Raw genomic sequence first — 14,239 nt, 5'->3', positions numbered from 1 at the left:
GTTGCGGGGCCCGGCCGGTGGGCGGCGTTATGGGCCGGCCCCCGCAACCCGACGTCTCGGGGGCGCCGCGGCTAGCCGCGGTACCCGGTCGGGGCGAAGTCCTCCCGCGTGTCGTTCGGCCGCGGCTGCTTCTTCGGCTCGTCGCCGTGGCCCGGCCACCAGGCCTTGTGGCCCAGCATCGCGGTGAGGCCCGGCACCAGGAAGGTGGACATCACGAAGGCCGACAGCGCGATGCCGATCGCCACCGAGAAGCCCATCTGCTGGAGCATCGAGACCGGCGCGAGCATCATCACCGAGAACGTGCCGGCCAGGATGAGGCCCGCCGCGGCGACCGTCGGGCCGCCGTGCTGGACGGCCAGGGCCGCAGCCTTCCGCGGGTCGTGGCCCTCCTTGGCCTCCTCGCGCAGCCGCGCCGTCATCAGGATGTTGTAGTCGGTCCCGATGGCCAGCACGAACAGGTAGAGGACGATCGGCAGCTGGAAGGTGACGCCGGCCTCGCCCATCGCGCCCTGGAAGACGTACACCGCGGAGCCGAGCGTCGCCGCGAAGCCGAGCAGGACGGCCACCACCAGGTAGATCGGCGCGACCACCGACCTCAGCAGCAGCGCCAGGATCAGCGCGATCAGCACCGCCGCCACCGGCAGGATCACCGACAGGTCGCGGTTGTTGACCGTGTTGATGTCGGAGAAGATCGCCGTCGATCCGCCGACGTAGGCGCGGGTGCCCTCCGGCGCCGCCTTGTGCACGGCGGGCGCCAGCTCGTCCTTGACCAGGGCGATCGCCTTGTTGGACGCCGGGTTGACCTTCAGTACCAGGTCGACCCGGGCCACGGTCTTGTCCTGGCCGGGGACGGGCTGCTGCACCTTGCCGACGCCGGGCGCGCTCTCGGCGGCCTGGCTGAACGACTGGAGCTGCTGCTGGGTGACCGGCTGCCCGTTCTGGCTCTTGATGAACACCTGGACCGGGGTGGTCAGGCCGGGCGGGAAGCCCTTCTCCATGTCCTTGGTCGCCTGGGCGGACTCCGTGTCCTGCGGGAAGCCGGCAGCGAAGTCGTAGTCGGCCTTGAACCCGAGGGTGCCGAGCGCCAGCACGACCAGGACGAGCCCGGACGCCGCGGCGGCGACGGCGGGGCGCTTGCCGACGCCGCGGCCGATGGCCGTGGAGAATCTGCCCTTCGGCTGCTTCTTCCACGCCTTGGACGGCCAGAAGACGGCGGTGCCGAGCAGCGAGACGAGCGCCGGGAACAGCGTCAGCGAGGTGATGCCCATCACGACGACGGCGATGGCGAGGGCCGGGCCCCAGGCGCTGAAGACGCCGAACGTCGCGAGCAGCAGGACCAGGAACGTCACGGCGATGGCGGCGGCGGCCGAGGAGATGACCTCGCCGACCCGCTCCACCGCGGTGATCATCGCGGTCTTCTTGTCGTCGCCGGCGCGCAGCCGCTCGCGGAACCGGAACATCAGGAACAGGTAGTAGTCGGCGCCGATGCCGAAGAGCACGATCAGGATGATGGTGCTGAGGCTGTCGTCGCCGGAGAACCCGAAGATCTTCGAGGCCGTGCCGATCAGACCCATCGCGACCTGCATGGTCACGGTGATGACGACGATCGGCAGCACCGCCGCCAGCGGGGCCCGGAAGATCAGCAGGATCAACCCGATGATCAGCACGAAGGTGGCGATGCCGACGATCTCGAAGGACTTGTTGAAGGAGTCCTCGTTGTCGACGAAGCCGGCGACGTCACCGCCGACCTTGGCCTCCATCCCGCTGTCCTTCAGCAGGGTGGGCAGGTCCTTGCGGATCTGCTTGACCGCGTCGCCCTGCTTCTCGCTGTCGGCCATCGAGGTGCCCTTCATCGGCACCATGATCACCTGGACGGCCTTGTTGGGCGCCACGGCCTCGGGGCCGGTCGCGAAGCCGAGGACCGTCGGCGGCTTCTTGGCGTTGAGCGTCTTGGCGGCCTCGTTCACCTTCGCGGTGTCCTGCGCCGTCAGCGCCTGGCCGTCGGAACGCTTCACCACGACGAGCGAGGAGGTGTCCTCCTGCTGCGGGAACGCCTTTTCAGCGATCTTGAGCGCCTGCACCGACTCGTACTTCGAGGGCAGGAAGTCGCCCTGGTCGGACTCGGTGGTGAGCTTGGGGGAGAGGGCGATGATGAGCACCGCGGCCACGAGCCAGGCCACGATCGTCCACCACGGGTGTCTCACGACGAAGCGCGCGAGCCGAGCGAACATGGGGGCTTCCTTAATTCACAGTCGTAGGGATACCTGTAAAACAGTAGAGACCGGACACGGCGCGGGGGTCACCCGCAGCGCCGAAATGCGGTGTGATACCTCCGGGGGAGCCTCTCCTCCTCTAGGAGGGGCGGGGAGTGGATAGCCTCGTACCCATGGACAACGAGGTTCAACGGGGGTTCGAGACCCTGGCCATCCACGCCGGGCAGGAGCCCGACCCGGCCACCGGCGCGGTCGTCCCGCCGATCTACCAGGTCTCGACGTACAAGCAGGACGGCATCGGGGCGCTGCGCGGGGGCTACGAGTACTCCCGGTCGGCCAACCCGACGCGTACCGCGCTGGAGGTATGCCTGGCCGAGACGGAGGGCGGCGCGCGGGGGCTGGCGTTCGCCTCCGGGCTCGCCGCCGAGGACGCGCTGCTGCGCACGGTCTGCAAGCCCGGTGCCCACGTCATCGTCCCGAACGACGCCTACGGCGGGACGTACCGGCTGTTCGCGAAGGTCGCCCAGCCGTGGGGGGTCGAGTTCGACCCGGTGCCGCTCAACGACATCGCCGCGGTGCGGGCGGCGGTCCGCCCCGAGACGAAGATCATCTGGGTGGAGACGCCCACCAACCCGCTGCTCGGCGTCGCCGACATCGCGGCGCTGGCCGCCGTCGCCCGGGACGCGGGGGCGCTGCTGGCCGTCGACAACACCTTCGCCTCGCCCTACCTCCAGCGGCCGCTGGAGCTCGGCGCGGACGTCGTCGTCCACTCCACCACCAAGTACATCGGCGGGCACTCCGACGTCGTCGGGGGCGCGCTGATCGCCGCGGACGCCGGCCTCGGGGAGCGGCTGGCGTTCCACCAGAACGCGATGGGCGCCGTCGCGGGCCCGTTCGACGCCTGGCTCACCCTGCGCGGGATCAAGACGCTCGGCGTGCGGATGGACCGGCACTGCGCCAACGCGGAGCGGGTCGTGGACCTGCTGACGCGGCACCCGTCCGTCCGGCAGGTCCTCTACCCGGGGCTGCCCGACCACCCGGGCCACGAGATCGCCGCCAAGCAGATGAAGGCGTTCGGCGGCATGGTCTCGTTCCGGATGGAGTCGGAGGAGGCCGCCGTCCGGGTCTGCGAGCGGACGAAGCTGTTCACGCTCGGCGAGTCGCTCGGCGGCGTCGAGTCGCTGATCGAGCACCCGGGGCGGATGACGCACGCCTCGGCGGCCGGATCACCGCTGGAGGTGCCCGCCGACCTGGTGCGGCTGTCGGTCGGCATCGAGGACGCCGCCGACCTGCTCCGCGATCTGGAGCAGGCGCTTTCCTGAGAATCGGCTGACCATTCCCCACCGGACTTGATCAAAACATCTATACTCAGCGCGCCAGGTTTGTGAAGAAAGGGCCCGGGGTGCGCAAAGTACTGGTCTGTGGGGCGGCGTTCGCCGCGACGTGTGTCTCCGCCGTGACCGTTCCCGTGGGAGCCCACGCGAACGAGCCGACGCCGACGCCGACGGTGTCCGTCCCGTCCGAGCCGTCCGAGCCGCCGGCGGGGACCCCGTCCGGCGGGCCGGAGACCGGGGCCCCCGGTACCGGCTCGCCGTCGGCGCCGTCCGCGACGCCGACTGAGGGCGGCCCGGCCGCCACGGACGGGGAGCCGGACGGCACGGTCACCGCGCAGGCGGTCATGGTGACGCCGCAGCTGCCGCGGTTCCGCACCTACGCCTACGGCAAGCTGCCCGCCCAGAAGATCGACGCCTACTGGCGCAAGCCGGGCCCCCGCGCCACGCCGCGGCCGGCCGTGCTGCTCCTGCACGGCGGCTACTGGCTGGAGGGCGACAAGGGCGGCGGCTGGAAGTACTTCGCGCGCCGGCTGACCGAGCAGGGCTTCGTGGTCCTGTCGGCCAACTACCGGCTCGCGCCCAAGGCGCAGTGGCCCGCCCAGCGCGACGACGCCATGGCGGCCCTCGACTTCGTCAAGAAGCACGCCCAGGTGTGGAACGTCGACCCGAACCGCATCGCGGTCATGGGCTCGTCGGCCGGCGGGCACCTCGCGACGCAGCTCGGCACGTTCGGGACGGGCACCCGCCAGGTCCGCGGGGTGGTCGCGCTGTCGCCGCCGAACAACCCCTTCCTGGCCTTCCAGGACGGCGCGAAGCCGGACGCCTCGTTCACCGAGCGCAAGCTGCGGCAGGCCGTGGTCGGTCTCGTCCACTGCGTGCCCGGTGCGGCCGCCGCCCCGGACTGCTGGACGAAGCTGGACGACGCCAGCACCGTCACGCACGTCTCCGCGGACGACGCCCCGATGCTGCTGATGCACGCCACCGGCGACTTCGTCCCGGTCACCCAGAGCACCGGGCTGGCCGGCGCGCTGCGGGCCGCCGGGGTCCAGGCGACCGTCAAGACCGTCGAGGGCGACATGCACGCTTCGGACATGCTGAGCGACGAAAGCGTCTACCCGACGATCCTGGCCTGGCTCAAGAAGCGGCTGAACCCCGGCCAGTAGGGCCGGCTCAGCCGTTCCAGACCATCAGCACGAGGATCACCAGCCAGATCAGCGCGACGACGCCGGACATGGCGGCCAGCCGCCCCCGCTCCACCTGGGCGATCTCACCGGTGGCGGCCGCCGGCTCCGCGGTGGCTCCGGCGGCGGGGGCCTCGGCCTCCGCCGCGCCGCCCTCGGCCGAGGCGCCGCCCTCCTTGGCCTCCCCGGCCTTGTCGGTCGCGGCGGGACGGGCAGGGACCGGCGCGGGCACCGCCTCGGCCGCCGCGACCTCCAGCAGGTGCACCGCCTTGCGCTGGTCGCGCTCGACGATCAGCAGCAGCACCAGCGCGACGACGAACAGCGTCATCGACACCGTCAGCCACACCTCGGCGAGATCGCCCTTCGCCAGCCCGAGCCCGATCAGGAAGATCCCCAGCGTCCCGATCCCGTAGATCTGGGTGGTCCGGTGGAGGTAACGCACCACGACCACGTCGCGCTTGCGGATGTAGCGGGGGGTGGACATCGTGGCGGCGGTCAGCGGCCCCAGAGTGAAGATCGCGAACCCGATGTGGAGGAAGAGCAGGATGCGGTCCGAAGTCGACATGGGCCGACCCTAGTTCATTGCCTTGTCTCGTCCTTCGGGCCTAGCGCCCCTCCAACGTCGACAAAAGCGGCGATCGCCGGCATCGCTCCGGCTCGCCTTGGCGGCTCGCTGCGCGATCAGGCTCTCGCTTCGCTCGCGTCTCCGCCCCCGGCCCTGCCTTCGGACGCGATCGCGACCATTGAGGTCGTGGTTCAGCGCCTGATTCTCAGGTAGTCGCTGATGACGTACTCGCCGAGCCGGTCGGCGTCGGGCGCGAAGACCCGGCCGCCGTTGCGCTGCGCGACCTCCTCCACGAACGACACGAGCCGCCGGTCCTCGGCGAGCATGAAGAAGTTCATGCAGGCGCCGCGCCGGGTCATCTTGTCGACCTCGGCGAGGGTGAGCACGAGCGTGTCGGTGGACGGCGGGTAGTCGAACAGCGAGCGGCCGTCCGGCCGCAGGTGCGCGGTGGGCTCGCCGTCGGTGACGACGAGGACGATCGGCTCGAAGTCGGGGTGCCGGTCCAGGTGCCGTCCGGCGATCATCAGGGCGTGGTGCAGGTTGGTGCCCTGCACCATGTCCCAGTCGAGGCCCGCCATCTCCGTGGGGTGCAGCACCCGCGCGTAGTTGGAGAACCCGATGATCTGGATGGCGTCCTGCGGGAACTTGCTGGTCACGAGCGTGTGCAGGGCGAGCGTGGTCTGCTTGGCGGCCGCCCACGTCCCGCGCAGCACCATCGAGTAGGACAGGTCGACGAGCAGGCAGACGGCGGCGCCGGTGCGGCGCTCGGTCTCGTGCACCTCGAAGTCGTCCACGCTCAGCCGCACGCCGTCCGGGCGCCGCGCGCCGTTTCCGCCGACCGCCACGGCGTCGGAGGTGCCCACGGGCTCGGCGAGCCTCGCATCCGCGGGCGGGGGGACGAGGCCGGTGCCGCGCTCCCCGGTCCCGTTCGCGGTCGTCCCGCGCTCCATGGCGCTGCGCCGGATCGCGTTGCTCACCGTCCGGACCACGTCGAGGGGCTGCTCGTCGCCGAACCGCCACTCGCGGCTGGAGCCGGTCAGCTCGCCCGCCTGGCCCGCGTCCCGCTGGTCGTGGTCGCCCCGCCGGCCGGACGCCAGCTGGGAGAACACCCGGCGCAGCGCGGTCTCGCCGAGCCGCCGCACCGCCTTCGGCGTCAGCTCCAGCTTCCCGCGCTTGCGCTGCAGGTAGCCCTGCCGCTCCAGTTCGGCCTCGATGCGGCGCAGCTCGGCGAGGTCGTCGACGGCCTGCCGGCCGAGGGCCCGCCGGACGGCGTCCTCGTCGATGTCGTCGAGCCGCGCGCCCGGGTAGTCCTGCCCGAGCGCCGCCTCCAGCTCGCTGAGGTCGGCCAGCTCCGCCAGCGCGGTCGTGGCGTCGCCCACGCCGAGCGGGTCGTCACCGGTCATCTGCTCGGGCTGCCCCCAGCCGAGGTCGGGGCGGCGGGTCCGCAGCGCGTCGCCGAGCCGGGTCATCTCCATGGCGAGGCCCGCGTCCTGCATGGCCTGCTCCATGAGGCCGGCCAGCTCGGCGCGCTGCTCGGGGCTGAGCGAGGCGAGCAGCCGGTCCATCGCGGCGGCGCGGCGGGCCAGCGCGTCGACCAGCTCTTCGAGGTTCTGCGGATCGTCGGGGAACATGTCCCCGTACTCGCCCATGAACCGGTCGAAGTCATCCTGGGTGTGCTCGCCGCGCGCGTCCCGCTCCAGCATCGCGTTGAGGTCGGCCATCATGTCCTTGACCCGCTGCATGGCGGCCGGGTCCTGGTTCTCCAGGGCCTGCTTCATGCCCTGGAACTGCGCGTCGAGGACCTCGCGGCGCAGCAGGTCCTTCAGCTGCTCGAAGGTGCGGCGGGCGGCGGCGGAGCGCCAGTCGTAGTCCGACAGCCGCCGGATCGCCTGCGAGGTGTCGGACGGCAGCATGTCCAGCTCCGCCTCGCGCAGCCGCGCGTCGTCGCCCGGGTCGGGGAACAGCTCGGCCCGCTCCTGCCCGATCGCGGTGTCCAGCAGCGCGCGGGCCTGCTCCAGCGTGCCGTCGAGGCGGCCCCGGTCGCGCAGCGCACGGCGCCGCTCCCTGACCTGGCGCAGCATGTCGTCGAGCCCCCGGCGGGGCTGGGCGCCCGGCAGGCCGCGCCGCAGCAGCTCGCGGAGCGCGTCGTCGGGGCGGGTGCCGTCCAGCACCGAGTCGCCCACGGCGTCCAGCGCGTCGCGGACGTCGTAGGGCGGTGCGAGCGGGTCGGGCCCGTCCTCGTAGGCGCCGTAGCGGTATCGGCTCATCGAATCCCCTTGCGCGTGGAGACCTCGGGGCGCGGTGTCACGTCCGGTACGTCGCCGTCCCGTCGGACCGCCCCTCGGCGACGTCCTTGGAGAGCCGCCGGGTGAGGAACAGCCCCTCCAGGGCGAACTCGATCGCCGCCGCGGCCTGCCCCGGGGACTCCCCGCTCATGCCGAGCCTTTCCATGATCTTGGCGAGGCCGGGCACCTGGCCGGTGCGCCGCAGCAGCTCGCGCGCCGGCACCAGCTCGCCCGACTCCACGCTCTCCCCGGAGTCGAACTTGTCGAGCAGGCCGGTGAGGTCGGCGGCGCCCAGCGTCCGGCGGTAGGTCTCGGCGACCGCGCGGCGCAGCAGGTGCTCCAGCACCTCCTGCTCGCGGCCCTCCTCGCTGACCTCGAACTCCACCTTGCCCATCAGCGACGGCACCACGGCCGGCAGGTCGCAGACCCGCGCGACGGCGTGCTCCTCCCCGGTGAGCGCCGCGCGGCGCACCGCGCCCGCCGCGACGGTCTCGGCGCCCGCGAGCGCGAACCGCGCCGACACACCCGACCGCGCGTCCACCGCCGTCGAGTCGCGGACGAGCCGGGTGAACCGCCCGATCACCTCGACCATGTGGTCGGGCACCTCGGCGGGCAGGCCCGCGAGGTCGGCGAAGTCGGCCTCCTGGCGGATCAGCGCGAGCTCGGCGTCCAGTTCGAGGGGGTAGTGGGTGCGGATCTCGGCGCCGAAGCGGTCCTTCAGCGGCGTGATGATCCGGCCCCGGTTGGTGTAGTCCTCGGGGTTGGCGGACGCGACGAGCAGCACGTCCAGCGGCAGCCGCAGCGCGTAGCCGCGGACCTGGACGTCGCGCTCCTCCAGCACGTTCAGCAGCGCCACCTGGATCCGCTCGGCGAGGTCGGGCAGCTCGTTGATGGAGAAGATCCCGCGGTTGGTGCGCGGGACGAGCCCGAAGTGCACGGTCTCCGGGTCGCCGAGCGTGCGGCCCTCCGCCACCTTGATCGGGTCGACGTCGCCGATGAGGTCGCCGACGCTGGTGTCGGGCGTGGCGAGCTTCTCCCCGTAGCGGTCGTCGCGGTGCTTCCACTCGACCGGAAGCGCGTCGCCCAGCTCGCCCGCGAGCCGGCGGCAGCGCACGCAGACCGGCGCGTACGGGTGGTCGTTGATCTCGCAGCCCGCCACCACGGGGGTCCACTCGTCCAGCAGTCCGACCAGGGTGCGGATCAGCCGCGTCTTGCCCTGCCCGCGCTCGCCCAGCAGCACCAGGTCGTGCCCGGCCAGCAGGGCGCGCTCCAGATGGGGCAGGACGGTCTCGTCGAACCCGAGGATGCCGGGGAAGCGCGGCTCGCCGGATCTCAGCCGGCCGAGCAGGTTGCGCCGGATCTCGGCCTTGACGGGAAGCCGCACGTGACCGGTGGCGCGCAGCGCGCCCAGCGTCGATTCACGGGGTGCGGATTCGCCGGAGGAGGACTCGCGTGGTGTGGATGAACGCACGCGACCGACACTACGTCCCGGCCCGGGGAATCGCACCCCCGCCGGGGATTCGCCCGCCCTGTCCCGTCTCGCCGGCGTTTGGGTGGAACGGTCGCGGAGGGGGAGACTGGTGGTGTGAAGCGACCCGGCGAACGGAGTGAGGGAGGCGGCGCCGATGGCGCGATTCGGTGATGGCCTGGCCCTCGGACCCGATCTGTCCAGCGCCGCCACGACGGCGGTCGAGCAGGCGCTCGCGCCGCTCAGCGCGGCGCCCGACCTGGTGTGCGTGTTCGTCACCGGCGACGACCCGGGCCAGATCGAGGAGGCCGCGCAGGCTGCGCAGCGCGCGGCCGGTCCCGCGCTGCTGCTGGGGTGCAGCGCGTCCGGTGTGATCGGGGCCGGGCGCGGCGTGGAGGAGCGGGGCGCGGTGAGCGCGTGGGCGGCGGTGCTGCCCGGCGCGCGGCTCGACGCGTTCCGGCTGGAGACGCTGAAGGGCGACGACCGGCTCATCGTGGTCGGCATGCCGGAGGCCCAGGACGACGACGCGGTCGGCGTGCTGCTGGCCGACCCGTACAGCTTCCCGGTGGACGCGTTCGTGGAGCGCTCGGACGAGGCGCTGCCCGGCCTGCCGCTGGTCGGCGGGCTGGCCGAGGGCAGCGGGGTCGGCGGCGAGACCGGGCACGGCGAGGCGCGGCTGTTCGTCGGCGGCGAGGTGTACCGGGACGGCGCGGTCGGCGTGGTGATCGGCGGGTCCGTCGCCGCCGCCACGGTGGTCAGCCAGGGCGCCCGCCCGATCGGCCCGGACATGGTGGTGACCAGGGCCGAGGGGAACGTCCTGTACGAGCTGGCGGGGGTGCCGGCGCTGGAGAAGCTGGAGCAGATCGTCCTCGGGCTGCCGGAGGAGGAGCAGGAGCTCGCCGGGCGCGGGCTGCTGATCGGCGTCGCGATGGACGAGTACGCCGACGAGCACGAGCACGGCGACTTCCTCGTCCGCGGCGTCGTGGGCGCCGACACCGACACCGGCGCCATCGCGATCGGCGACGTGGTGGACGTGGGGCGCACCGTCCGGTTCCAGGTCCGGGACGCGGGCGCCGCCGAGGAGGACCTCGCCGCGCTGCTGGAGCGGTTCGACCTCGCGCCGGTCGAGGGCGCGCTGCTGATCTCCTGCAACGGCCGCGGGCAGGCGATGTTCCCCGACTCCGACCATGACGCCAAGGTGCTGGACCGCGCCTTCGGCCCCGCAGGGGTGGGCGGCTTCTTCGCGGCGGGGGAGATCGGCCCGGTCGCGGGACGCAACCACGTGCACGGCTTCACCGCCTCGATCCTCGCGTTCGGCCGGGCCGAGGAGGGCGTTTGAGCGCCGTGCTCGCGGTGGACGTCGGCGGGACGAAGCTCGCCGCCGCGCTGGTCGAACCCGACGGGCGCGTCACCGCCCACGACCGGGCCCCCACCCCGAACGCGCCGGACGTGGACGGGGAGGAGCTGTGGCGGGCGCTGGAGGCGCTGCTCGCCAAGCTCGCCGCCGGCGCCGGGGACCCGCCCCTCGCGGGTGTCGGGGTGGGCTGCGGAGGGCCGATGACCTGGCCGGCGGCCGAGGTGTCGCCGCTGAACATCCCGGCGTGGCGGGGCTTCCCGCTGCGCGAGCGGCTCCGCGCCCGGTACCCGGGCCTGCCCGTCCGCATCCACAACGACGCGGTCTGCGTCGCGATCGGCGAGCACTGGCTCGGCGCGGGGCGCGGGCACGACAACGTCCTCGGCATGGTGGTGTCCACGGGCGTCGGCGGCGGACTCATGCTCGGCGGGCGCCTGGTGAACGGCGCCAGCGGCAACGCCGGGCACATCGGGCACGTCATCGTCGAGCCCGGCGGGCCGCCCTGCGGATGCGGGGGCCGCGGCTGCCTGGAGGCGGTCGCGCGCGGCCCGGGGCTGGTCGCGTGGGCGCGGGAGCAGGGCTGGCGGCCCGGGAGCGCGGACGCCACCGGCGTGGAGCTCACCGACGACGCCCGCCGCGGGGACCCGGTCGCGGGCGCGGCGATGCGCCGGGCGGGCCGCGCCCTCGGCATCGCGATCGCGTCCGCGACGCACCTGTGCGATCTGGAGGTCGCCGCGATCGGCGGCGGGCTCTCGCAGGCGGGACGGCTGCTGTTCGACCCGATGGAGGAGGCGTTCGGCGAGCACGCGCGGATGGAGTTCGCGCGCCGGCTGCGGATCGTCCCGGCCGAGCTCGGGCAGACCGCGGGCCTCGTCGGCGCCGCCGCCCTGGTCTACGCCCAAGATCGTTATTGGAGTGCCGGATAGGCCGGGCGTGCAAGGATGAATGAATGAGCGAAGCGGCCCGGGGGGTGTGGGGGGCCGCCCCCCCACGAGCGAGTACGAGCGACTCTGGTCCGGGCTCCGTCGATGTCGACGACGTCCGCGCCGCCAGGGAGCTGCTGGGCGGGGTGGCCGTGCCGACGCCGCTGATCCCCTCCCGGGTGCTGTCGGAGCAGATCGGCGGGCCCGTCCTGCTGAAGTGCGAGAACCTGCAGCGCACCGGCTCCTTCAAGATCCGGGGCGCGTACGTGCGGATCGCGCGGCTGTGCGAGCGGGAGCGGGCGGGCGGCGTGGTCGCGGCGAGCGCGGGCAACCACGCGCAGGGCGTCGCGCTCGCCGCCTCGATGCTCGGCTGCAAGGCCACCGTGTTCATGCCGGTCGGCGCCCCGCTCCCGAAGATCGCCGCGACCCGCGGCTACGGCGCCGAGGTCGTCTTCCCCGGGCCGACCGTGGACGACTGCCTCGTCGCCGCGCAGGAGTACGCGGACGAGTGCGGCGCGGTGTTCATCCACCCGTTCGACCACCCCGACGTCGTCACGGGGCAGGCCACGATCGGCCTGGAGGTCATGGAGCAGTGCCCGGAGGCGCGGACGATCGTGTCGCCGGTGGGCGGCGGCGGCCTGCTGGCCGGGGTCGCGGCGGCGGTGAAGGGCCTGGCGAAGGAGACCGGCGGCGGGGACGTCAAGCTCGTCGGCGCGCAGGCCAAGCGGGCCGCGGCGTTCCCGCCGTCGCTCGCGGCGGGCAGGCCCACCCAGATCGGGATCGAGCGCACGATGGCGGACGGCATCGCGGTCGGCCGCCCCGGTGAGCTGACCTACGCCATGTTCACCGAGCTGGTGGACGCCGTCGTCACCGTGACCGAGGAGTCGATCTCCCAGGCCCTGCTGCTCTGCCTCGAACGCGCCAAGCAGGTCGTCGAGCCGGCGGGGGCGGCGGGCGTCGCGGCGCTGCTGGAGCACGGCTACGCCGTCGAGCCGCCCGTCGTGGTGCTGCTGTCGGGCGGCAACATCGACCCGCTGCTGCTGTCGAAGGTGCTGCGGCACGGGCTCGCGGGCGCGGGGCGTTACCTGGTGGTGCGCTGCCGCCTGAAGGACCGTCCGGGCGCCCTGGTGACCCTGCTGAGCGAACTGGCCGAGCTGGGCGTCAACGTCCTGGACGTCATGCACGAGCGGATGGCGGCCCGCCTCCACGTCGAGGAGGCCGAGGTGCTCATGCACCTGGAGACCCGCGGGGCCGACCACTCCGAGGACGTCATCGGCCGCCTCCGCGAGAAGGGCTACACCCTCACGTTGAGCTAGCCGCGGGCGGCCGGCTCAGCGTGAGGGTGCGGTGTCACGGCCGAGCGGGGTTCTACAGAGACGGCTTGCCCTCGGAGTAGAGCCAGGCCTTGGCCCAGGCGTCCAGGTCCTTGCGGGACAGGCGCTCGGCGAAGCGGACGAAGTCCTTCGTGGAGGCGTTGCCGTACCGGTAGGCGGCCGGCCACGCCTTCAGCAGAGCCGAGAAGGCCCGCTCGCCGATCTTCGTGCGCAGCACGTGGACGGCCATCGCGCCGCGGTCGTAGACGAGCCCGTCGAAGATGTGGTCGCGGCCCGGGTCGGCGACCCTGCCCGTCCACAGGCCGTTGCTCGCGGGCGTCGCGTAGGTCTCGTCGAACTGCTTCTGGACGGACGTGCCGCCGTGCGCCGCCGCGTACAGCCACTCGGAGTACGTCGCGAAGCCCTCGTTCAGCCAGATGTCGGCCCACCTGGCCGGGGACACCGAGTCGCCGAACCACTGGTGGCCCAGCTCGTGCGCGAGCAGGTCGGTGCTCGGGATGGCGCCCGGACGGCGCCCGAGGTCGTACACGGGGCGGCCCTGCGTCTCCAGCGCGTAGCCGACCCCGGCCTTGACGACGATCCCGCCCGTCGAGGTGAACGGGTAGCGGCCGTAGAGCCGGTTCTGGAAGTCGGTGACCTCGGCGGTCTGGTCGTGGAACTTCTTCGCGTCCTCCGGCTTGATGGCCATGGCCCGGTCGGTGGCGGTCAGGTTGGGGATGCCCGCCTTCGTCCGTCCGGTGGCCACGTCGTACCGGCCGATCGCGATCATGGCGAGCTCGCTGGCCATCGGGTTGCGGACGTCCCAGCGCGTGGTCGTCCAGCCGCCCGCGGTCCGCCTGCCGCGCGGGTCGCCGTTGGCGAGCGTGGTGAGGCCGCTCGGAGCCGTCAGCGTGTAGGTGTAGGTCGCCTTGTCGGTCGGGTGGTCGTTCACCGGGTAGACGGTGGCCGCGCCGAACGGCTGGTTGAGCATCACCGCGCCGTCGGGGGTGGGCACCCAGCCGGACACGCCCAGCGCGTCGTCGTTGACCGTCTGCGGAACGCCGGAGTACGCCACGGTCACGGTGAAGGCGCGGCGGTCCCGGATGCCCTTGCGCGGGGTGATGACCAGCTCCTGGGCGCCCGTCCGCGTGTAGGACGCGGCGCGGCCGTCGACCTTCACGGAGGAGATCTTCAGCGGGCCGAGGAAGTCCAGGTCGAACCGGGACAGGTTCTGCGTCGCCCGCGCCGTCACGCGGGTCACCGCCTGGATCCCCTTGGTCGCGGGGTCGTACTTCAGGCCGATGTCGTAGTGGGCGACGTCGTAGCCGCCGTTGCCCATGTCGGGGAAGTAGGGGTCGCCCGCGCCGGGCGCCCCGGGGGTGAACCGCTCGGCGGCGCCGGCGGGCGCCGCGGTCACCGCGAGGCTCGCCGCGACGCCCAGCGTCACGGCCGCCAGCGCTCTGGGGGTTCTGCTCATCGACCTCGTCCTCGGTAGCCTGGGTGGACCGTCATGACAGCGCTCAAGACTTTCTCGTGAACCGGGTCCGCACAAGCGCCATTTGGTATCGAATCTGCCTGTCAGGTGAGGTTTCTGTGGCGGAAT

Annotated in this window: 10 protein-coding genes; 5 read left to right on the top strand and 5 right to left on the bottom strand. The window is 72.8% G+C overall.

Going from position 1 to position 14,239, the window contains the following annotated elements; genetic code table 11:
- Window positions 1-71: 71 nt before the first annotated feature.
- Entirely contained in the window at window positions 72-2,231 is a 2,160-nt protein-coding gene (locus AB0H37_RS37035) for an MMPL family transporter (protein WP_329094894.1), read from the bottom strand.
- A 155-nt stretch (window positions 2,232-2,386) separates the two neighbouring features.
- Here AB0H37_RS37035 and AB0H37_RS37030 point away from each other — a divergent pair, with 155 nt between their 5' ends.
- The gene (locus AB0H37_RS37030; RefSeq protein ID WP_329094892.1) at window positions 2,387-3,535 is read left to right on the top strand and encodes a cystathionine gamma-synthase; all 1,149 of its coding nucleotides are present in this window, start codon (window positions 2,387-2,389) and stop codon (window positions 3,533-3,535) included.
- Between the two features lie 134 nt (window positions 3,536-3,669).
- Window positions 3,670-4,710, top strand: a complete 1,041-nt coding sequence (locus AB0H37_RS37025; protein ID WP_360617287.1) for an alpha/beta hydrolase fold domain-containing protein — start codon at window positions 3,670-3,672, stop codon at window positions 4,708-4,710.
- Between the two features lie 7 nt (window positions 4,711-4,717).
- On the opposite strand, the gene AB0H37_RS37020 is transcribed toward AB0H37_RS37025, so the two are convergent.
- The 3 genes from AB0H37_RS37020 to AB0H37_RS37010 form a co-directional block, all read right to left on the bottom strand.
- Window positions 4,718-5,293: a hypothetical protein gene (locus AB0H37_RS37020; RefSeq protein ID WP_360617285.1), complete on the bottom strand. Its 576-nt coding sequence runs from the start codon at window positions 5,291-5,293 to the stop codon at window positions 4,718-4,720.
- 191 nt (window positions 5,294-5,484) lie between these two features.
- On the bottom strand, window positions 5,485-7,560 hold the full coding sequence (locus AB0H37_RS37015) for a hypothetical protein (RefSeq protein WP_329094886.1): 2,076 nt from the start codon (window positions 7,558-7,560) through the stop codon (window positions 5,485-5,487).
- A gap of 37 nt (window positions 7,561-7,597) precedes the next feature.
- On the bottom strand, window positions 7,598-8,989 hold the full coding sequence (locus tag AB0H37_RS37010; RefSeq protein WP_179838406.1) for a sigma 54-interacting transcriptional regulator: 1,392 nt from the start codon (window positions 8,987-8,989) through the stop codon (window positions 7,598-7,600).
- A 214-nt stretch (window positions 8,990-9,203) separates the two neighbouring features.
- On the opposite strand from AB0H37_RS37010, the gene AB0H37_RS37005 reads away from it, so the two are divergent.
- Genes AB0H37_RS37005 through ilvA form a run of 3 tightly spaced genes read left to right on the top strand, consistent with a single transcriptional unit; the run spans window position 9,204 to window position 12,639 of the window.
- Window positions 9,204-10,385, top strand: coding sequence for an FIST N-terminal domain-containing protein (locus AB0H37_RS37005; protein WP_360617283.1), 1,182 nt, complete (start codon window positions 9,204-9,206; stop codon window positions 10,383-10,385).
- A gap of 5 nt (window positions 10,386-10,390) precedes the next feature.
- A complete protein-coding gene (locus AB0H37_RS37000) occupies window positions 10,391-11,326 on the top strand; it encodes an ROK family protein (protein WP_360617290.1) in 936 nt (311 codons plus the stop codon).
- A 23-nt stretch (window positions 11,327-11,349) separates the two neighbouring features.
- Window positions 11,350-12,639 (top strand): threonine ammonia-lyase, encoded by a 1,290-nt coding sequence (ilvA, locus tag AB0H37_RS36995; RefSeq protein WP_360617282.1) that lies wholly within the window; start codon window positions 11,350-11,352, stop codon window positions 12,637-12,639.
- A 52-nt stretch (window positions 12,640-12,691) separates the two neighbouring features.
- Here the strand turns inward: ilvA and AB0H37_RS36990 are convergent, their stop codons facing one another.
- Window positions 12,692-14,113: a M1 family metallopeptidase gene (locus AB0H37_RS36990; protein WP_360617281.1), complete on the bottom strand. Its 1,422-nt coding sequence runs from the start codon at window positions 14,111-14,113 to the stop codon at window positions 12,692-12,694.
- Window positions 14,114-14,239 lie beyond the last annotated feature (126 nt).

This window comes from Actinomadura sp. NPDC023710, from assembly GCF_040639875.1.
GTDB classification, from domain to species: domain Bacteria; phylum Actinomycetota; class Actinomycetes; order Streptosporangiales; family Streptosporangiaceae; genus Spirillospora; species Spirillospora citrea.
This window is presented reverse-complemented; position numbering and strand designations above follow the sequence as displayed.

Excerpts from the sequence above, each read along its gene's own strand:
- AB0H37_RS37035 (WP_329094894.1), bottom strand. The coding sequence starts at position 2,231 with ATGTTCGCTCGGCTCGCGCGCTTCGTCGTGAGACACCCGTGGTGGACG.
- AB0H37_RS37030 (WP_329094892.1), top strand. The coding sequence starts at position 2,387 with ATGGACAACGAGGTTCAACGGGGGTTCGAGACCCTGGCCATCCACGCC.
- AB0H37_RS37020 (WP_360617285.1), bottom strand. The coding sequence starts at position 5,293 with ATGTCGACTTCGGACCGCATCCTGCTCTTCCTCCACATCGGGTTCGCG.
- AB0H37_RS37015 (WP_329094886.1), bottom strand. The coding sequence starts at position 7,560 with ATGAGCCGATACCGCTACGGCGCCTACGAGGACGGGCCCGACCCGCTC.
- AB0H37_RS37005 (WP_360617283.1), top strand. The coding sequence starts at position 9,204 with ATGGCGCGATTCGGTGATGGCCTGGCCCTCGGACCCGATCTGTCCAGC.
- ilvA (WP_360617282.1), top strand. The coding sequence starts at position 11,350 with ATGAGCGAAGCGGCCCGGGGGGTGTGGGGGGCCGCCCCCCCACGAGCG.
- AB0H37_RS36990 (WP_360617281.1), bottom strand. The coding sequence starts at position 14,113 with ATGAGCAGAACCCCCAGAGCGCTGGCGGCCGTGACGCTGGGCGTCGCG.